This window comes from Sanguibacter biliveldensis, assembly GCF_033798665.1.
In the GTDB taxonomy this organism is placed as follows: Bacteria; Actinomycetota; Actinomycetes; order Actinomycetales; family Cellulomonadaceae; genus Sanguibacter; species Sanguibacter inulinus.
The window spans coordinates 4,278,591-4,297,024 of sequence record NZ_CP138359.1; the positions used below are offsets into that span (position 1 = coordinate 4,278,591).

Annotated in this window: 17 protein-coding genes; 6 read left to right on the plus strand and 11 right to left on the minus strand. The window is 69.6% G+C overall.

Going from position 1 to position 18,434, the window contains the following annotated elements; all coding sequences use genetic code 11:
• Positions 1 to 4: 4 nt before the first annotated feature.
• From glsA to dnaB, 3 genes are read right to left on the minus strand one after another with little or no spacing between them, the layout of a single operon-like run.
• Positions 5 to 1,006, minus strand: coding sequence for a glutaminase A (gene glsA / locus SANBI_RS18615; RefSeq protein WP_319157716.1), 1,002 nt, complete (start codon positions 1,004 to 1,006; stop codon positions 5 to 7).
• Between the two features lie 52 nt (positions 1,007 to 1,058).
• Positions 1,059 to 1,727, minus strand: a complete 669-nt coding sequence (locus SANBI_RS18620) for a hypothetical protein (RefSeq protein ID WP_319157718.1) — start codon at positions 1,725 to 1,727, stop codon at positions 1,059 to 1,061.
• A 30-nt stretch (positions 1,728 to 1,757) separates the two neighbouring features.
• On the minus strand, positions 1,758 to 3,143 hold the full coding sequence (gene dnaB, locus SANBI_RS18625) for a replicative DNA helicase (RefSeq protein ID WP_319157720.1): 1,386 nt from the start codon (positions 3,141 to 3,143) through the stop codon (positions 1,758 to 1,760).
• Positions 3,144 to 3,487: 344 nt separating this feature from the next.
• On the opposite strand from dnaB, the gene SANBI_RS18630 reads away from it, so the two are divergent.
• Positions 3,488 to 4,825: an MATE family efflux transporter gene (locus tag SANBI_RS18630; RefSeq protein WP_319157722.1), complete on the plus strand. Its 1,338-nt coding sequence runs from the start codon at positions 3,488 to 3,490 to the stop codon at positions 4,823 to 4,825.
• A 150-nt stretch (positions 4,826 to 4,975) separates the two neighbouring features.
• On the plus strand, positions 4,976 to 5,125 hold the full coding sequence (locus tag SANBI_RS18635) for a hypothetical protein (protein WP_319157724.1): 150 nt from the start codon (positions 4,976 to 4,978) through the stop codon (positions 5,123 to 5,125).
• A gap of 109 nt (positions 5,126 to 5,234) precedes the next feature.
• Here SANBI_RS18635 and rplI read toward each other — a convergent pair whose 3' ends face one another.
• The 5 genes from rplI to SANBI_RS18660 all read right to left on the minus strand — a co-directional run bounded on the left by rplI (position 5,235) and on the right by SANBI_RS18660 (position 9,833).
• A complete protein-coding gene (rplI, locus tag SANBI_RS18640) occupies positions 5,235 to 5,684 on the minus strand; it encodes a 50S ribosomal protein L9 (RefSeq protein WP_056134544.1) in 450 nt (149 codons plus the stop codon).
• A gap of 17 nt (positions 5,685 to 5,701) precedes the next feature.
• The gene (gene rpsR / locus SANBI_RS18645; protein ID WP_012868730.1) at positions 5,702 to 5,938 is read right to left on the minus strand and encodes a 30S ribosomal protein S18; all 237 of its coding nucleotides are present in this window, start codon (positions 5,936 to 5,938) and stop codon (positions 5,702 to 5,704) included.
• Positions 5,939 to 6,024: 86 nt separating this feature from the next.
• Positions 6,025 to 6,522 (minus strand): single-stranded DNA-binding protein, encoded by a 498-nt coding sequence (locus SANBI_RS18650; RefSeq protein WP_056134547.1) that lies wholly within the window; start codon positions 6,520 to 6,522, stop codon positions 6,025 to 6,027.
• Positions 6,523 to 6,584: 62 nt separating this feature from the next.
• Positions 6,585 to 6,872, minus strand: a complete 288-nt coding sequence (rpsF, locus tag SANBI_RS18655; protein ID WP_056134550.1) for a 30S ribosomal protein S6 — start codon at positions 6,870 to 6,872, stop codon at positions 6,585 to 6,587.
• A 273-nt stretch (positions 6,873 to 7,145) separates the two neighbouring features.
• Entirely contained in the window at positions 7,146 to 9,833 is a 2,688-nt protein-coding gene (locus tag SANBI_RS18660) for a transglycosylase domain-containing protein (RefSeq protein ID WP_319157729.1), read from the minus strand.
• A 418-nt stretch (positions 9,834 to 10,251) separates the two neighbouring features.
• On the opposite strand from SANBI_RS18660, the gene SANBI_RS18665 reads away from it, so the two are divergent.
• The 3 genes from SANBI_RS18665 to SANBI_RS18675 all read left to right on the plus strand — a co-directional run bounded on the left by SANBI_RS18665 (position 10,252) and on the right by SANBI_RS18675 (position 13,542).
• Positions 10,252 to 10,935: a PadR family transcriptional regulator gene (locus SANBI_RS18665; protein WP_056136301.1), complete on the plus strand. Its 684-nt coding sequence runs from the start codon at positions 10,252 to 10,254 to the stop codon at positions 10,933 to 10,935.
• Positions 10,932 to 12,023, plus strand: a complete 1,092-nt coding sequence (locus tag SANBI_RS18670) for an inositol-3-phosphate synthase (protein ID WP_056134570.1) — start codon at positions 10,932 to 10,934, stop codon at positions 12,021 to 12,023. The genes SANBI_RS18665 and SANBI_RS18670 overlap by 4 nt, the downstream gene beginning before the upstream one ends.
• 217 nt (positions 12,024 to 12,240) lie before the next feature.
• Positions 12,241 to 13,542, plus strand: a complete 1,302-nt coding sequence (locus tag SANBI_RS18675) for an MFS transporter (RefSeq protein WP_319157732.1) — start codon at positions 12,241 to 12,243, stop codon at positions 13,540 to 13,542.
• Positions 13,543 to 13,767: 225 nt separating this feature from the next.
• On the opposite strand, the gene SANBI_RS18680 is transcribed toward SANBI_RS18675, so the two are convergent.
• Together SANBI_RS18680 and SANBI_RS18685 are read right to left on the minus strand one after the other, a co-directional pair.
• Positions 13,768 to 14,436, minus strand: a complete 669-nt coding sequence (locus tag SANBI_RS18680) for a response regulator transcription factor (protein WP_319157734.1) — start codon at positions 14,434 to 14,436, stop codon at positions 13,768 to 13,770.
• A complete protein-coding gene (locus SANBI_RS18685) occupies positions 14,433 to 15,629 on the minus strand; it encodes a sensor histidine kinase (RefSeq protein WP_319157736.1) in 1,197 nt (398 codons plus the stop codon). The genes SANBI_RS18680 and SANBI_RS18685 overlap by 4 nt, the downstream gene beginning before the upstream one ends.
• A gap of 166 nt (positions 15,630 to 15,795) precedes the next feature.
• Between SANBI_RS18685 and SANBI_RS18690 the strand changes: the two genes are divergently transcribed.
• Positions 15,796 to 16,821: an alpha/beta fold hydrolase gene (locus SANBI_RS18690; protein ID WP_319157738.1), complete on the plus strand. Its 1,026-nt coding sequence runs from the start codon at positions 15,796 to 15,798 to the stop codon at positions 16,819 to 16,821.
• 64 nt (positions 16,822 to 16,885) lie between these two features.
• Here the strand turns inward: SANBI_RS18690 and SANBI_RS18695 are convergent, their stop codons facing one another.
• Positions 16,886 to 18,301 (minus strand): CCA tRNA nucleotidyltransferase, encoded by a 1,416-nt coding sequence (locus SANBI_RS18695; RefSeq protein ID WP_319157740.1) that lies wholly within the window; start codon positions 18,299 to 18,301, stop codon positions 16,886 to 16,888.
• Positions 18,302 to 18,434 lie beyond the last annotated feature (133 nt).

Sequence of the window (18,434 nt, forward strand, 5' to 3'; positions counted from 1 at the left end):
CCGGTCAGGTGGTCGACGAACGGCGGGGCGCAGCGCGGGAGGCGAAGACGTCGAGCCCGAGCTCACGGGCCAGCTGGGACGTGGCACGGCGACCACGGACCGAGCTCCCGGCGTCGTCGAGCGGTGCCGAGAAGGTCCCGATCGCCCCCTTGCCGGGTGACACGGTGACGATGCCCCCGGAGATGCCGCTCTTGGCAGGTGCCCCGACCTCGAAGAGCCACTCCCCCGACCGCTCGTACATCCCGGTCGACGCGAGGACGCTCAGCGTGTCCCGGCAGATCGACGGGTCGACGACCTGGACGCCTGTCACAGGGTTCACCCCGCCACCGGCGAGCGTCGCGCCCATGACCGCGAGGTCGCGAGCGTCGACGAGCAGCGCGCACTGGCGTGTGTAGGTGTCGACGACCTCCGCAGGGTCACCACTGAGCCTGTCGTGGCCCTGGAGCAGGTGGGCGAGACCGAGGTTGCGCTCGTTCTCCTTCGACTCCGACGAGAAGACCTCCTCGTCGACCTCGAGGTCCCGACCCGCGAAACGCGACAGCCCCTCGAGCACGAAGCCCCAGCGGTCGTCACGGCTCGCCCCGGGGACGAGCCCTGTCGTCGCGATCGCACCCGCGTTGACCATCGGGTTCATCGGATGGCCCTCGTTGTGCTCGATCGCCAGGACCGAGTCGAAGGGCACACCCGTGTTGTCGACCCCGACCCTGGCGAGCACTGCATCGTGGCCGATCTCCTGGCAGACCAGCGCGTAGACGAAGGCCTTCGAGATCGACTGGATGGTGAACCTGTGCCCGGAGTCGCCTGCTGTGTGCTCCGTGCCGTCGACGTGGACCAGCGCGACCCCGAAGAGGTCCGGGTCGGCGTCCGCGAGCGCCGGGACGTCCTGGATGACCTCGCCCTCGCCGAGCGACCGGAAGTCCTCGTAGGCGCGCTGCACGGCCTCGCCGACCACGTCCCGCCCGGGGAGCCGACCTGTCGAGACATGGTCCTGCGCGTCGTGACTCATCCGCCAGACGCTACACACCCGCGGGCAGTCCGGCCTGACAGCGTCGGACGGGTCAGGCCCTCGACACCTTGCGTGGTTCCTGCGTGCCAGCACTCACCACAGCACCGACGAGCACCACCAGCGCCGCGACCACGAACACCTCGAGGTGGTGCACAGCCGTCGCGCTGAGGCCGTGGGGGTCGTCCAGCCTGGTGAGCACCGACGCGCTGGCCAGCCACGGCAGGAGCGGTGCGGCATAGCCGCCGACGACCACGCACAGGGCCGCGACCTGCACGCGACGACCGTCGTGGCGTCGGAACGGCCGGTCAGCGGCGACAGCACGGAGCACCGGCCGGAGCGCGAGGGCCGCGACGAGCAGGGCGATCCCGCGCAGCATCGCGTCTGCTCGGGACAAGAGCTTCTCGCTCGTCGAGGCGTCGGGAGCGTAGACCGTCACGACACCGAGCGGGTACGTACGGCTGTCGGTGTGCGGGAGACCACCTGTCGGGATCCCGCCGACCCGCACGTCGTCGTAGGGCTCCATCTCGACGAGGAGCTGCAGGTCGGCTCCCACCCCGTCAGAGGCTGTCACCTGGATCGGCACCGAGACCCCGCCCTCCAGGTCTGTCAGCGGCTCGAGCCACCGCACGAGACCGACTGCCGTGGCCACCACGCCTGCCACCACCAGCACGACGGCGAGGACCGCCGCCAGTCGACGTGCGGCCGGATGGACAGCTCTCACCCCTGTGCCCTTCTCCGGTGTCCCCCGGTCTCACGCCTGCATGTCGACGAAGCGTGAGTAGTGACCCTGGAACGCCACGGTGATGACGTCGGTCGGGCCGTTACGGTGCTTGGCCACGATGAGGTCGGCCTCGCCGGCGCGCGGAGACTCCTTCTCGTAGGCGTCTTCACGGTGCAGCAAGATGACGATGTCGGCGTCCTGCTCGATCGAGCCGGACTCACGCAGGTCGGACATCGCGGGGCGCTTGTCGGTGCGCTGCTCGGCGCCACGGTTGAGCTGTGAGATCGCGATGAGCGGCACCTCGAGCTCCTTGGCGAGCAGCTTGAGCGCACGGGAGAACTCCGAGACCTCCTGCTGACGCGACTCGACGCGCTTTCCCGAGGTCATCAGCTGGAGATAGTCGATCACCACGAGCTTGAGGTCGTGCTTCTGCTTGAGGCGCCGGCACTTGGCGCGGATCTCCATGAGCGACATGTTCGGCGAGTCGTCGATGAACAGCGGCGCCTCGGAGATCTTGCCCATGGTCCCGGCGAGCTTCTGCCAGTCCTCTTCGCCCATGGAGCCGTTGCGCATCTTCTGCAGGTGGATGCGGGCCTCGGCCGAGAGCAGACGCATGGTGATCTCGTTGCGGCTCATCTCGAGCGAGAACACGACAGACGTCAACCCGTGCTTGATCGACGCCGACCGCGCGATGTCGATCCCGAGCGTCGACTTTCCGATAGCCGGGCGTGCCGCGAGCACGATCATCTGGCCGGGGTGCAGACCGTTCGTCAACCTGTCGAGGTCGGCGAAGCCCGTCGGGACGCCGACCATGCCCTCCCCGCGGTGGCCCGCGGCCTCGATCTCGTCGACGGCTCCGCCGATGACGTCGCCGAGCACCGCGTAGTCCTCGGAGGACCGGGTCTCGGTGACGGCGTAGACCTCGGCCTGCGCGTTGTTGACCAGCTCGTCGACGTCACCACCGTCGGTCGCGTAGCCGAGCTGGACGATGCGCGTCCCGGCCTGCACGAGGCGGCGCAGCACGGCCCGCTCGCGCACGATGCGGGCGTAGTAGCCCGCGTTGGCGGCCGTCGGCACCATCGAGATGAGGGTGTGGATGTACGGGGCTCCGCCGATACGGCCCATCTCGCCGTGCTTGGTGAGCTCAGCGACGACGGTGATCGCGTCAGCAGGCTCGCCGCGGCCGTAGAGGTCGAGGATCGTGTCGTAGATGGCCTCGTGCGCGGGCCTGTAGAAGTCCGTGCCCTTGAGCTGCTCGATGACGTCGGCGATGGCGTCCTTCGAGATGAGCATGCCGCCGAGGACGCTCTGCTCTGCGGCGATGTCCTGGGGCGGGGTGCGGTCGAACCCCGGACCTGACGACCCCGAGCCCTGGCTGGAAGAGCTGTAGCCGGTGTCAAGCTCGTCGATCGACATGGGGGTCCGTCCTTGCTGTGCGGGCGAGGTCTCAGGTCTACGCCTCGCCACCGACACGGGGTGTCAGTCGGTGGTTGCCGCCTGCACCGTACGCGCCTCCAGTCCCTCGATCAACCACGTCGTCCACAGGGTTGTCCCCACCCTTGGGGATAACTTCCTCAGGTGCTGGCTGCTGGTCATCCACAGTGTGTATAACCATGGGGATAACTGGGGACAACCGCGGATCTCAGCCGAATATCAGGCCCTCAGCCCCGGAATTCCGCCGATCTGCCTGTGGATGAGAAGATTCGTTGTCCACACATCCATGCCTCGACCCTGGGAGGGACCACGTGGCGGACAGTGTTGTGCCCCGTGAGCACCGCGGAGCCCGTCGTCCCCTCGACCGTCAGATCCTCGCGCTCGCCGTGCCCGCTCTCGGGGCGCTCGTCGCCGAGCCTCTCTTCGTCCTCGTCGACTCCGCGGTCGTCGGCCACCTGGGGACGGAGCACCTCGCGGGGCTCTCCGTCGCGTCGACGATCCTGCTGACTCTCGTCGGGCTGTGCGTGTTCCTCGCCTACGCGACGACAGCCTCGGTCGCCCGCAGGGTCGGCGCCGGCCACCGCGCGGAGGCACTCCAGTCCGGTGTAGACGGCATGTGGCTGGCCGCCGGTCTCGGTGTCGTGCTCGCGACGGCGCTGTGGCTCTCCGCCCCCTGGGCGATCAGCGCTATGGGCGCCGAGGGCGCCGTCGCCGGGCACGCCGTGACCTACCTGCGCTGGTCGAGCCCAGGCCTCCCGGGGATGCTCGTGGTGCTCGCCTCGACAGGCGTGCTGCGCGGCCTCCAGGACACCCGCACCCCGCTGTACGTGGCGGTCGGCGGGGCCGTGACCAACACGGTCCTCAACGTCGCGCTCGTCTACGGGCTCGGGTTCGGCATCGCCGGCTCGGCTGCGGGGACCGCTGCCACCCAGCTGACGATGGGCGCCGTGCTCACGGTCGTCGTCGTCCGCGGCGCACGCGCGGCAGGCGCCTCGCTGCGCCCGGCCTCCGGCGGGATCCTCGCCAACGCCCGCGCCGGGGTCCCCCTCTTCGTCCGGACCCTCTCGCTGCGGCTCGCCATCCTGCTCACGGTCTTCGTCGCGACGGGCCTCGGGGCCGTGAACCTCGCCGGGTACCAGGTGCTCAACAGCGTGTGGGGTCTGGCCGCTTTTGCGCTCGACGCCCTCGCGATCGCCGCGCAGGCACTCATCGGGCACAGGCTCGGTGCCGGCGACGTCTCCGAGACCCGGGCGATCTTGCGCCGCACCCTCCAGTGGGGGGTCGGCGCCGGAGCGGTCATCGGCGTGGTCATCGCCACAGGCGGCTGGTGGTTCGCGCTGCTCTTCACGACCGACCACGAGGTCCGCGTCGCCATCACGCTCGGCATGGTGGTCGCCGGGGCGCTCATGCCGCTCGCCGGCTGGGTCTTCGTGCTCGACGGCGTGCTCATCGGCGCGGGCGACGGTCGCTACCTCGCATGGGCCGGCATGCTCACCGTGGTCGTCTACGCCCCGGTCGCCCTCGCCGTCCGTGCGTGGGCTCCCGAGGGACCCGCCGGTCTCGCGTGGCTGTGGCTCGCCTTCGCGGGCGTCTTCATGCTCGCCCGCGCCGTCACGACAGGCCTGCGCGCCCGCTCCGACCGCTGGATGGTCTCCGGCGCCTGACTCCCCTGATCGAGGTCGCACCGACGACCACGAGGTCGCACGAACACGCCAGGATCCGCCCCAGAAGACCCTGACCCGGCGTGTCTGCACGACCTCGTGACGATGCGTGCGACCTGGAGGTGCTGCGTGCGACCTCGGCGTCTCACGTGCATGGCGTCCGGTCTGCCCACAGACTCGGTCGTCGACGTGTCGCAGCCGCTGACCGTCGACCGGACAGACATCGACCCGACCGGCACCGTCCTCCCGCGCAATCTCGTGGACGCCGTCGACGCAGGGCTCCGACGGGTCGTCGGTCTCTGACAGCCAGCCCCGGTGCACGACGAAGGGCCCGGTCCTCCGAGGAGGTCCGGGCCCTTCGCGTCGTGCACGAGCAGCAGGCTCACGCCCCGAGGGGGCGCTCGTCAGATGCTCAGGCCTCGACGACCTTCACAGCGATCTTCGCCGACACCTCAGGGTGCAGGCGGACCGACACGGAGAAGTCTCCGGTCGACTTGATCGGCTGGGTGATCTCGATCTTGCGCTTGTCGACGGTGACGCCACCGAGGGCAGCGACCGCGTCAGCGATCTCGGCCGTGGTGACGGCGCCGAAGAGGCGACCGCCGTTGCCGGCCTTCGCCTTCACGACGACAGGCTTCGACTGCAGCGAGTCACGCGTGGCCTTGGCCTCGTCGAGGGTGGCGATCTCGCGGGCCTTGCGGGCCTTGCGGATCGCGGTCACCTGCGACTCGGCACCCTTGGACCACGGGGTGGCCAGGCTGCGCGGGACGAGGTAGTTACGGGCGAACCCGTCCTTGACGTCGACGACGTCGCCAGGCTCACCGAGGCCGGTGACCTCGTGGGTAAGAATCAGCTTTGCCATGTGTCTTCAGCCCCTTCTCAGCGTGCAGATGACGAGTAGGGGAGAAGAGCCATCTCGCGTGCGTTCTTGACTGCACGCGCGATCTGACGCTGCTCCTGGGTGGACACACCGGTGACACGACGGGCGCGGATCTTCCCGCGGTCCGAGATGAACTTACGCAGCAGCGCGGTGTCCTTGTAGTCGACGGTCTCGATCTTCGCCGACTTCAGGGGGTTGGACTTCTTCTTCGGCTTACGCACAACGGGCTTTGCCATTGCGGTTGCTCCTTCACTCAAGGGTGCTCCGGACGTCCGCGCGCGTGGCGCGGGGACGAGACCGGAGGCGATCTACGGGGTGGGGACTAGAACGGCGGCTCGTCGGCGAACGAGCTTGCGCTGTTCGACGACGCCGGACCTGCGGTCGCCCACGGGTCGTCTGCCTGTGCCTGTCCACCAGAACTGGCGCCGAAGCCGCCTCCGCCACCGCCGCCCGAGCGCTGGGCCCGGGTGACCTTCGCGGACGCGTACTTCAGGGAAGGACCGATCTCCTCCACCTGAAGCTCGACGACGGTGCGCTTCTCACCCTCACGGGTCTCGTACGAGCGCTGCACGAGTCGGCCCTGAGCGATGACGCGGGTTCCCTTGGTGAGGGACTCCGCGACGTTCTCAGCAGCCTCACGCCAGATCGAGCAGCGCATGAACAGCGTGTCGCCGTCCTTCCACTCGTTGCTCTGGCGGTCGAAGGTCCGAGGCGTGTTCGCGATCGTGAAGTTCGCGACCGCAGCCCCGGACGGGGTGAAGCGGAGCTCCGGGTCGCCCGTGAGGTTCCCGACCACCGTGATGACGGTGTCACCAGCCATTGCTTCTCTCCATTCGATTCCGTGCGGGTCGTGCGAGGTCGTGCAGGTGCTTCAGCGTGTGCTCAGACGTCTGCGCGCAGGATCTTGGTCCGCAGGACGACCTCGTTGAGGCCGAGCTGACGGTCCAGCTCCTTGGCAGTCGCAGGCGTGGCGGTGAAGTCGACCACCGCGTAGATGCCCTCTGTCTTCTTCTGGATCTCGAACGCCAGACGGCGGCGGCCCCAGATGTCGACCTTGTCGACCGATCCACCTTCGGTCGAGATGACCGTGAGGTACTTGTCGAGCGACGGAGCGACGGTGCGCTCTTCGATCTCGGGATCGAGGATGATCATCAATTCGTACTGACGCATGTGTGAACCCACCTCCTACGGACTCAGCGGCCACGGTCTTTCCGTGACAGGAGGGTTAGTGCGTACGTACGGCCGGGTCGAGACCCGGCCGCTCGGTGTGCGCCTCCTGCCCGATGGCGGGCAGCCGGACGCACACAACAGTGTCCAATGGTACCCGCCCGAGGTCCCGCCGGGAACCCCCGCCCGGACCCTCGGAGCGAGGCACCTGCACGTCCCGTGAGACGAGCACGGCCCGCCCGACCGAGGTCGAGCGGGCCGCATCACACGAGGTCGTCACCCGCCGGGCAGCTGCCCGGCACCGGCATCGGCGGGAGGCGGCTCCGACGGCGCTGGATCAGTCGTCGGCTCCGGCGCGGGCGTCGACGGCTCCGGCGCCGGCGCCGGGGCAGGTGTGGTGGGGTCCGGCTCAGGTGCTGGCTCTGGCCCCTTCGACACGACCACCGCGACGGTCGACCCGAGCGGGACCTCGCTGCCAGGACCCGGGTTGACGCTGATGACGGTGCCCGGTGCGCTCGGGTCGAACTGCTCCGACACCGAGGGGGTCAGCCCCGCCGCCGCGATCGCACCCGAGGCCGCGTCGGCCGAGCTCCCGACGAGCCCGTCCGGGACGAGACCCGTCGTGGGTGCTGGCGGCTCCGTCGTCGGGTCAGGGGTGGGCGTCGGTGTGAAGGTCGGCTTCGGGGGTGACGGTCGCTCGGGGAACTCGAGCACGGGGCGTCCCGCGAGCAGCCGGCCCATGTAGTCGGTCCAGAGGTCGACGGGCGCGGTGGCTCCCGTGATCTCCTTGTAGCCGCCGAAGGGCGTGATGCTCTCCTGCTCACCGTTCGGACCCGACTGGAACATCGAGACCACCGTGACGAACTCAGGCGTGTACCCCGCGAACCACGCGGCCTTGTTCTCGTTGGTCGAGCCGGTCTTGCCGGCGATCGGGACGCCGAGCGAGGAGGCGGTCTCGCCCGACCCCTTCTCGACCACCTGTGTCAACGCGTAGGTGAGCTCGGCGGTGTTCTCGGGCGTGAACACGGGGTCGCCGACCGACGTGTCTGCGGTGTAGACCGTCGCGTCCTCGCCGTCGACCTTCTTGGTCACCGACGCGACGATGTGCGTCGGTCGCTCCTGACCGTTGGCTGCGAAGGTCGTGTAGGCCCGGGCGATGTCGACAGGGTGGACCGACGCCGTGCCGAGGACGTTGGTGAGGACGGGCGTCAGGTCGACCGAGTCGGCCGGGATGCCGGCCTTGATCGCCGTGTCGACGGTCGCCTGCGGGCCGAGCTCGTCGTTCAGCTCGAGGTAGGCCGTGTTGATCGAGTCCTGCGTCGCCTTCTCGAGGGTGACCCGGCCGAAGTTCTGGTTCGAGAAGTTTCGCCCTGTGTAGTCGTACGCCGGGAAGTACTTGTTGTTGTTCCCGTCGAAGGTGTCCTTGAGGGTCTTGCCGGCCTCGAGGGCCGCCATGAGCGTGAAGGGCTTGAAGGTCGACCCGGCCTGGGCGACGTCCATCGTCGCGCTGTTGAACTGGCTGGCCAAGAAGTCGCTCCCCCCGTAGAGGGCGAGATACCCACCGGTGGCGGCATCGATCGTGACCACAGACTTCTTGAGGTTCGGAGCGCTGTCCTGCGGCATCGCGGCGACGGCATCGAGCGCCATCTGCTGGACGCCGTAGTCGATCGTGGTGTGGACCGAGAGGCCACCGCTGTCGAGCTGTTCCCGGGTGATCGGCTCGGGCAGGGCCGCGAGCTCACGCTCGACCATGTCGATGAGGTAGCCCTGCGACCCTTCCTTGCGGTTGGTCTGCTCGTAGGGGATGGTCTCGGGGAAGGTCGCGCTGGCCTCGTCGTACTCCGCCTGCGTGAGGAACCCCTCGGCGAGCATGCCGTCGAGCACGTACTTCCACCGTTCCTGAGCCTTCTCAGGGTTGGACTGCGGGTCCCAGTTCGACGGGGACGGGATGATCCCGGCGATGAGCGCACCCTGCGAGACCGTCAGCTCCGAGGCCGGGATGCCGAAGTACTTGGTCGCCGCGACCTGGATGCCGTACGCACCGCGCCCGAGGTAGATGGTGTTGAGGTAGTTCGCGAGGATGTCTTCCTTCTTCTCCTGCCGGTCGATCTTGACCGCGAGGAGCATCTCCTTGAACTTGCCCGCGTAGCTCGTCGTCGTCTCGCCCGTGTAGTAGCGCTCGACGTACTGCTGCGTGATGGTCGAACCACCTGTCACCCGACCGTCACCGAGGGCCGCCTTGACGTTGCCGATGAAGGCCCGGGTGAGACCCTTGGGGTCGATCCCGGAGTTGTCGTAGAACGAGCGGTCCTCGGCAGCCACGGCGGCGTCGCGCACGTGCTGCGGGATCTGGTCCCCGGGGATGATCTCGCGGTCCTGGTCGGCGAAGACCGTCATCGTCTGACCCGTGCCGTAGTAGACGGTCGACTTCTCCGGGAGCGTGACCGAGTCCGGCGTCGGCACGGCGAGGCTCACATAGGCGGCGATGACGACGCCGCAGACCAGGGCGATGCCCGTGAGGATCGCTCCGAGCACGAAGCGCCACGAGGGGATCCAGCGGCGGATCGGGCCCTTGCCGTAGCGCGGGTAGTTGAAGAACCGGCGACGTCCGCCGCCACCACCCTTGCCGCCCGAGCCGGCACCTGCAGCGCCCTTGCCACCCGCGGCTGCGCCGGTCTTCGTGGACGTCCGGGCCTGGGTTGCTGCGCCGGTCTTCGTCGCGGTGCCGGTTCTCGCCGACGCGGCGGTCCTGGCTGGAGAGGTCTTCCCGGCCGCCGCCGGTGGGATCGAGCCCGGGCGAGCGCCGGCTGCGGCGCGCTGAGGCGTGGTCGCGCCCTTCGCGGTGCCAGCCGGCGCGGCGGGGCGTGCTGCGCCCGGGGTCCCGGTCGCACGGGAGGTCGCGGAGACCCGGACAGGCGTCGTGCCTGACGGACCCTGCTGAGGTCGTCCAGTCGAGCTTGCCACGCGCGGACCTTTCCTACGGCTGTCGATGTGAGCAGACCGCGGCGGAGGGCCGGTCCAGGTCTGCTGGGGCCGCGCACCTGGCGCGTCCGGTGGGACGTCTGGCCTCACCGGTGGGGGCGGGAGCGCACGAGCCCACCGTGAACTGTAGAGGCTGGGCCGGGCGAGTTCACGTGCAGGAGCGCCGCCGCAGCAGTTCTGTGCCACGCCCGCCCACCAGTTCCCCGTCTCCTTCACATACCCGGGAACCGCCAAGACTCAAGGTTCACCCGTCGTCGAGCGACCCGGTCGGCAGGCACCGGGGGCCAACCACCCTTGCGCGACAGTGTCGATGTGCCTAGTCTTCCGATGTATCGATCCGATACATCGAGTCCCGTCTTGGGTGCTCGTGGGAGCTCACGAGGGTATCCAGGAGGTGTCTGTGCGCAGCAAGTCGTCCGTCTTGGAGACCGCCGTGCTCGGCCTCCTCAACGACTCCCCGCTGCACGGCTACGAGCTGCGCAAGCGCCTCAACCTGGTCCTCGGTTCGTTCCGGGCGCTGTCCTACGGGTCGCTGTACCCGTGCCTGAAGTCTCTCGTGACGCGCGGTCTCATCGTCGGTGCCGCGTCGGACGAGGCTCCCCCGCACGCCCTCTCGGGCAAGCGGGCGCGCATCGTCTACACGCTCACGGCCGACGGCAAGGAGCACCTGCAGTCTGTGCTCGCGTCGTCAGGTCCGGCCGCGTGGGAGGACGAGAGCTTCGACGTGAGGTTCGCGTTCTTCGGGCAGACAGACGCCGAGACTAGGATCCGCATCCTCGAAGGTCGGCGCAGCCGGCTCAACGAGCGCCTGGAGAACGTGCGTGACTCGTCCGCACGGACCCGGGACAGGCTCGACGAGTACACCCTCGAGCTGCAACGACATGGCCTCGAGCAGGTCGAACGTGAAGTTCGATGGCTCGACGGCCTCATCAACACCGAGCGCGACCGTCGTCGTGCCCGGACCACGGGGGTCACCCCGGGCGCCAGCCTGACGGCGGACGCACAACCTGCAGCACCAGATCAGATCAATCCATACGTTGTCGACGACCTCGGTCGCGACACAGACAGCAAGGAGCGAGGATGACTGCCATCCGCGTCGCCATCGTTGGCGTTGGAAACTGCGCGACCTCCCTGATCCAGGGTGTCGAGTTCTACAGGAACGCCGACAAGAACGAGACCGTCCCCGGTCTCATGCACGTCCAGTTCGGCCCGTACCACATCTCGGACCTCGAGTTCGTGGCTGCCTTCGACGTCGACGCGAAGAAGGTCGGCTTCGACCTCGCCGACGCCACGCAGGCGTCGGAGAACAACACGATCAAGATCGCCGACGTCCCGCCGACAGGCATCAACGTGCTGCGCGGCCCGACGCTCGACGGCCTCGGCAAGTACTACCGCGAGACCATCGAGGAGTCGGACGCTGCCGCGGTCGACGTCGTCCAGACCCTCAAGGACGTCAAGGCTGACGTCCTCGTCTGCTACCTCCCCGTCGGCTCGGAGAAGGCTGCGAAGTTCTACGCGCAGGCTGCGATCGACGCGAACGTCGCCTTCGTCAACGCCCTCCCCGTCTTCATCGCCTCGGACCCCGTCTGGGCCAAGAAGTTCGAGGACGCCGGTGTCCCGATCGTCGGCGACGACATCAAGTCGCAGGTCGGCGCGACCATCACGCACCGCGTGCTCGCCCGCCTCTTCGAAGACCGCGGCGTCGTGCTGGACCGCACGTACCAGCTGAACGTCGGCGGCAACATGGACTTCAAGAACATGCTCGAGCGTGAGCGCCTGGAGTCCAAGAAGGTCTCCAAGACCCAGGCCGTGACGTCGAACCTCGACGGACCTCTCGGTGGCAAGACCTCCGACCGCAACGTCCACATCGGCCCGTCGGACTACGTCGCCTGGCTCGACGACCGCAAGTGGGCCTACGTCCGCCTCGAGGGTCGCGCCTTCGGTGAGGTCCCCCTCAACCTCGAGTACAAGCTCGAGGTCTGGGACTCGCCCAACTCGGCCGGCATCATCATCGACGCCGTCCGCGCCGCGAAGATCGCCAAGGACCGCGGCGTCGGTGGCCCGATCCTCTCCGCGTCGACGTACTTCATGAAGTCGCCGCCGGTCCAGATGGAAGACACCAAGGGCCGCGTCGAGCTCGAGGCCTTCATCGCTGGTACCAACGAGCGATAGCCCGTAGCGCAGCGCAGGTTGGAGGCTCAGAGCACGCTTTTCGCTCTGGGCCTCCGGCCGTAGCGGAGCGCAGGGCTGTCGCGACCGAAGAGACAGCGCGAGACCGCACCCGACAGGCCAAGCCCTGTCGCGCCCGTCACCCCGCACCCGCCCTCCCCGAAGACCCGAGCCTCCCGCAGGCCCCGGGTCTTCTCTCGTCTCCCCTAGGCTTGCCGGCATGTCAGTCCCCCAGGATCTCGCAGGCCTCCTCCGTGGCCGCGACTTCCGACGGCTCTTCGCCGTGCGCCTCGTGGGCCAGGCGGGTGACGGCATGTTCCAGGTGGGCCTGGCGACCCTCTTCTTCTTCTCCCCCGAGAGCCAGGGCACGGCCGGGTCGATCGCCGTAGCCTTCGCCGTGCTGCTCGCCCCCTTCACGCTCGTGGGCCCCTGGGCCGGCGTGCTGCTGGACCGGTGGCGCCGCCGGCAGGTGCTCGTCCGCGTCAACGTCGCACGGGTCGGCGTCACGCTGCTTATCGGCGCGTGGGTCCTGCTGTGGGGCATCGGTCCCGTCGTCTACGTCCTGGCCCTGGCGAACCTGTCGCTCAACAGATTCGTGCTGGCGGCCCTCGCGGCGTCGCTGCCGCGGGTCGTGCCGCGGGAACAGCTGCTCACGGCCAACTCCGTGGTGCCGACCTTCGGTGCGGGCGCTGCCGCAGTCGGCGGTCTGGTCGGGCTCCTGCTGGGCCTCGTGATGACAGCGGGACCGTCGAAGGACGCGGCCTCGCTCGGCGCGGCGGCAGTCTTCTTCGCGTGCGCCGCGGCTGTCGCGGCCCGCTTCGGCCCCGACAGCCTCGGCCCGGGCGAGCTCGCGGACGCCGACGTGGTCCGCGAGCGCCTGGCCCGTCTGGGTCGTGGTCTGGTCGAGGGCGGGCGGGCGCTCGGGCAGATCGGCACACCGGCGCAGGCCCTCGCGGTGATGGGCGTGCACAGGCTCTTCTACGGGGTCACCTTCGTGGCGAGCATCTTGCTGTCGCGGAACCTGCTGGCCGACCCGGGTGACCCTGATGCCGGGCTGGCGGTCTTCGCGTCGGTCCTGGCGGCCTCGGCAGTGGGCTTTGGTGCTGCTGTCCTGACGACCCCTGTGCTGGCCCGGCGGACAGGCTCGCAGCTGTGGGTCGTGCTGTGCCTGCTGCTGGCGGGGGTCGCGCAGCTGGTGCTGCTGTCATCCGTGCGGCTGCCCGTGCTGCTCGTCTGCGCCGCGCTGCTAGGTCTGGCGGCGCAGGGCGCGAAGATCGCTGTCGACACGATCGTGCAGCGGGACACCCCGGACGAGTTCCGGGGGCGGGCCTTCGCGCTCTACGACGTCGTCTACAACTCGGCCTTCATCGCCGCTGCGGCGATCGCGGCGGTGACGCTGCCGGACTCGGGGTACTCGCGCCCGGTGTTCGCCGTGCTGGCGGTCGGGTACCTCACGACGGCCGCGGTCTTCGGGGCTCGTGGGCTGCGGTCCCCCCGGCCGACGTCACCCGCAGGCGCCTGACCCGCACCAACCCACCCGTCCTGCCCTGCTGTGCCCTGCCCTGCCGTGCCCCACGAGGTCGTCCCTCCTGCCACGAGGTCGTGCAGACACGCCGGGGACTGGACGCGGCAGACAGATCTGGCGTGTCGGGACGACGTCGAGATCTCCGGGACGACCTCGCGAGCCGCCGTGCCGCCGTGCCGCCGATGCACCGTGGGCTCACCGCCGGCGCACCGGGTCACCGGCTCACCTCTGGGGTGCCACCAGGCCTGACTCGTAGGCGAGGATCACCAGGTGCGCCCTGTCGCGGACGTCCAGCTTGGTCATGATGCGGTTCACGTGGGTCTTGGCGGTGTGCGTCGAGATGACGAGGCCTGTCGCGATCTCCTGGTTGGTCTGCCCCGCGGCGACGAGCAGGAGCACCTCGCGCTCACGCCCGGTCAGGCGGTCGAGCCCGTGGTCCTGCCACGCGTCGTCTCGTGGGACGTGCTGCTGCACGAACCTGCGCACGAGCGCCGTGGTGGCGGCGGAGGACAGCAGGGCCTCCCCCAGGTGGACCGTGCGGACGGCCCGGACGATGTCGTCAGGCTCCGCCCCCTTGCCGACGAACCCGCTGGCACCGGCCCGCAGCGCAGCGACCACGTACTCGTCGTCCTCGAAGGTGGTCAGGACGAGCACCCGGGTGGTGCCGGCCGACGGGCCCGCGCAGATCTGCGCTGTCGCAGCGATCCCGTCGAGGTGGGGCATGCGGATGTCCATCACGACGACGTCGGGCGAGGTCGCGACGACGGCGCGCACGGCCTCATGGCCGTCGGAGGCCTCCCCGACCACCTCGATGTCGCCGCTGTCGGTCAGGATGTCGCGCACGGCCTGACGCACCAGGGGCTGGTCGTCGACGACGAGGACGGTGATCACAGCGCCACCCTGCTCTCGACGGGGACGGAGATGTCGAGCCTGAACAGGCCGTCGGCCTGGGAGGTCTCGACGCGGCCCCGGACCGAGGCGACGCGCTCGCGCAGCCCGCGCAGACCATGACCGTCGAGGCACTCGGTGCCGGCTCCGGGGCGCACAGGGTTGGTGACGGAGAGGTCGAGAGTCCCTCCCCCGCTCCTCAGCACGACGGCCGCCGAGTCGCCCGTCCCGTGCTTGTGCGCGTTGGTGAGCCCCTCCTGGAGGACGAGGTACGCGACGTGGTCGCTCGCGGGCGAGAGCGCGGCGGTCTCGACGACGCCCGGTGCACGGTCCAGGTCGACCCGCAGCCCTACACCTTCGAAGCGCGCCACGAGCTCGTCGACCTGGGCCAGCCCGGCCTGAGGGTGCAGGTCGCGGAGGTCGTCGGCGTCGTCGGCTCGCAGCAGGGCCATCAGCCCGCCGATGTCGGTCAGCACGGTCCGGGAGGCGCTCCGGATCGTCGTGAGGGCTTCACGTGCCCGCTCGGGTCGGGTCTCCATCGACGACGACGCGACCCCGGCGCTCAGACTGATGACGGCGATCTGGTGGGCGACGACGTCGTGCAGGTCCCGCGCGATCCGCACACGCTCTTCCGTCACCCGTCGGCGGGCCTCGTCGTCGAGGTCGCGCTCGGCTCGCTCGGCACGCTCTGTCACGGCGTCGAGCACCTGCTGGCGCGACGTCTCGGCCTCGCGCCGCGACCTGCTGGCGTCGCCGAGCGCACCGCCGAGGACGACGAAGAGCACGAACTGCAGGACCCGGGGGTCGAGCAGGTCGCCGTCGAGAGGCACCGCCGCGACCAGGAAGACGGCGAGCGCTGCCGAGAGGACGCTCACGACCGCGACTGGCCTGCGGGTGCGGTCAGCCGCCGAGAAGGCGGTGATCGCGACGGCCAGCAGGGCGCTCGGGGCGAAGGTGCCGGCAAGAGCCACGACGACGACGCATGCGACAGACACCGCGAGCGCGAGCAGGGGTCGGCTGCGCCGGGACGGGAGCACCAGGACGGGCAGCAGGGCGACGGTCAGCACGGGCCAGCCCGCCCGGAAGGCCTCGTCGGGGAAAGGCAGGACACCGAAGACGACGACCACGAGGACCGCAGCGACGTCTCGCGCCCGGGAGGCCGAGCCGGACTGTCGGGGCGCTCGGGTCTGGGTCACCCACCCAGTATCCCGTCCTCCACCTCGGACCGGATCGCCCGCGGGAGTGACGTCGGCGTACGACGAGCGCGGTACGTCAGGTGTCCACGTGGGACTGACGCGCCGGGGGAGGCTTGCGGCCGATGCTGTTCCGTGGGGCGCAGGGTGCGCCCCGGGAGAGGTGCGTGTGAAGAAGCCAGTGAAGAGACTGCTGCTGTCGGTGACGGCCGTGGGCGCCGTGCTCGCGGTCGGTCTGGCCACGACGACGGTCGTGAATGCTGTCGCGACGGGACGGGAGAAGGACCGCATCGAGTCCTACGGCCAGACGGTGACCGTCGACGGTCGGCAGATGAACGTCCAGGTGACCGGAGACGGCCCGCTCGACGTGGTCCTGCTGCCGGGCTTCGGCACGGCCTCCCCGGTGCTCGACTTCGGCCCGCTCGTCACGGACCTCGCCGAAGACCACCGGGTGGTCGTCGTCGAGCCCTTCGGCTACGGCCTGAGCGACGGCACCGACGTGCCGCGCACCACGGAGAACATCGTGTCGGAGGTGCACGAGGCGCTGCAGGCCCTCGACGTCGACCGCTACGTGCTCATGGGCCACTCGATCGCCGGGCTCTACGGCATCGAGTACGCGACGCGGTACCCGGACGAGGTGACGGCCTTCGTCGGCATCGACTCGAGCGTGCCGGGCCAGCCCGGCATGGACACGCAGTTCCCGACAGGGCTGATGGGCGCTGCGAAGTCCCTCGGCCTGGTGCGGGTGCTGTCGGCGATCGCGGGGGACGGTCTCGACGGTGCTCAGGGCACCGACGGCGGCGACGGCGACGGCACCACGGCCTCAGCTGGCTCGCGCGGCTCAGACGCGACGGACGGCCCTGTCTACAGCGACCACGTGCGCGAGCAGATGCGCATGCTCAGCAACAAGAACTCCCTCTCCCCGACCTACCGCGACGAGATGGCGCACATCCCCGCGAACTTCGAGCGGGCTCTCGGCTCGACCTTCCCGGCCGACCTGCCGCTGCTGCTCTTCGTGGTGGCGCACAACGAGAAGAACCCGGACTGGCTCCCGCTCCACGAGCAGCAGGCGGCCGAGGCCGACGACGGGACCGTGGTCCCCCTCGACGGCGAGCACTACCTGCACCACACCCACGCCCCCGAGATCGCCGAGGCATTCCGTACCTGGGAGGCGAGCCACCTGGCAGCCGACTGACCCCAGCCAGCCCCACCAGCTCCCGATAGGGCAGCAGGAGATGGGACAGGTGGCCCCAGCGAGGTCAGGCCTGCTCTGTGCTCCGCCCGGCCCACCAGCGGACGAGCTCCTCGCGGGCGGCCTCCGGGCCGAGCGGGCCGCGGTCCAGGCGCAGCTCCATGAGGAACTTGTACGCCTGTCCCACCTCCGGCCCGGGCTTGAGCGAGAGGGCCTCCATGATCTGCTGGCCGTCGAGGTCCGGGCGGATCGACGCGAGCTCTTCTTCGCCGCGCAGCACCTCGATGCGCGCCTCGAGGTCGTCGTAGGCGCTCGAGAGGCGCTGCGCCTTGCGCTTGTTGCGCGTGGTGCAGTCGGCCCGGGTGAGCCTGTGCAGGCGCTCGAGCAGCGGACCCGCGTCGGTCACGTACCGGCGGACCGCGGAGTCCGTCCACGCGCCGTCACCGTAGCCGTGGAACCGCAGGTGCAGCTCGACGAGCCTGGACACCTGGTTGACGGTCTCCTTGTCGAACCGCAGCGCGCGCAGCCGCTTGGCGGTGAGCTTGGCACCGACGATCTCGTGGTGGTGGAAGCTCACCGTCCCGTTGCTCTCGAACTTGCGGGTCGCCGGCTTGCCGATGTCGTGGAGCAGGGCGGCGAGCCGCAGCACGAGGTCCGGGCCGGGCACCGGGCCGTCAGGACCGGTCTCGAGGTCGATCGCCTGGTCGAGGACCGTCAGCGAGTGCTCGTACACGTCCTTGTGCCGGTTGTGCTCGTCGACGGCCTCTTTCATGCCGACGAGCTCGGGCAGCACGTGGTCCGCAAGCCCCGACTCGACGAGCACGTGCAGCCCCTGCCGCGGGAACCTCGACACGAGCAGCTTCGACAGCTCGTCGCGGACCCGCTCGGCCGAGACGATGGTGATGCGCTCGGCCATGTCACGGACGGCAGAGTCGGCCGAGGGGTCGACCGTGAAGCCCAGCTGCGCGGCGAAACGCGCCGCGCGCATCATGCGCAGCGGGTCGTCGTCGAAGGACCGCACGGCCTCGATCGGGGTGCGCAGCACCTCGCGGGCCAGGTCGGTCAGACCGTCGTGCGGGTCGACGAAGGTGAGGTCCGGCAGCCGGACCGCCATCGCGTTGACCGTGAAGTCACGCCTGGACAGGTCACCGTCGAGGGTGTCGCCGAACACGACGAGAGGCTTGCGCGAGGCAGGGTCGTACTCGTCGGTGCGGTACGTGGTGACCTCGACGACCACCTCGGGCGCACCCCCGCGGGAGAACTTCTTGGCACCGATCGTGCCGAACTCCTTGCCGATGTCCCAGTGTGCGTCTCCCCAGGCTGCGAGCAGGCGCTGGGTGTCGTCGGGCCGGGCTGAGGTCGCGAAGTCGAGGTCGGCGCTCGACCGCCCGAGGAAGGCGTCCCGGACGGGCCCGCCGACGAGCGCGAGCTCGTGACCTGCTGCGGCGAAGATCTCACCGAGCTCGACGGCCTCGGGGGCCATCTGGGACAGAACGGTCGACAGACGCCGTCTGAGCAGGGCGACATTCGCGGGCACGTCGATCTCCCGACCGCTCGCTAGGGCCGGATTCTCAGGGCTGGTGGACCCGCTGGCAGACCTCGTGGACTTCGACACA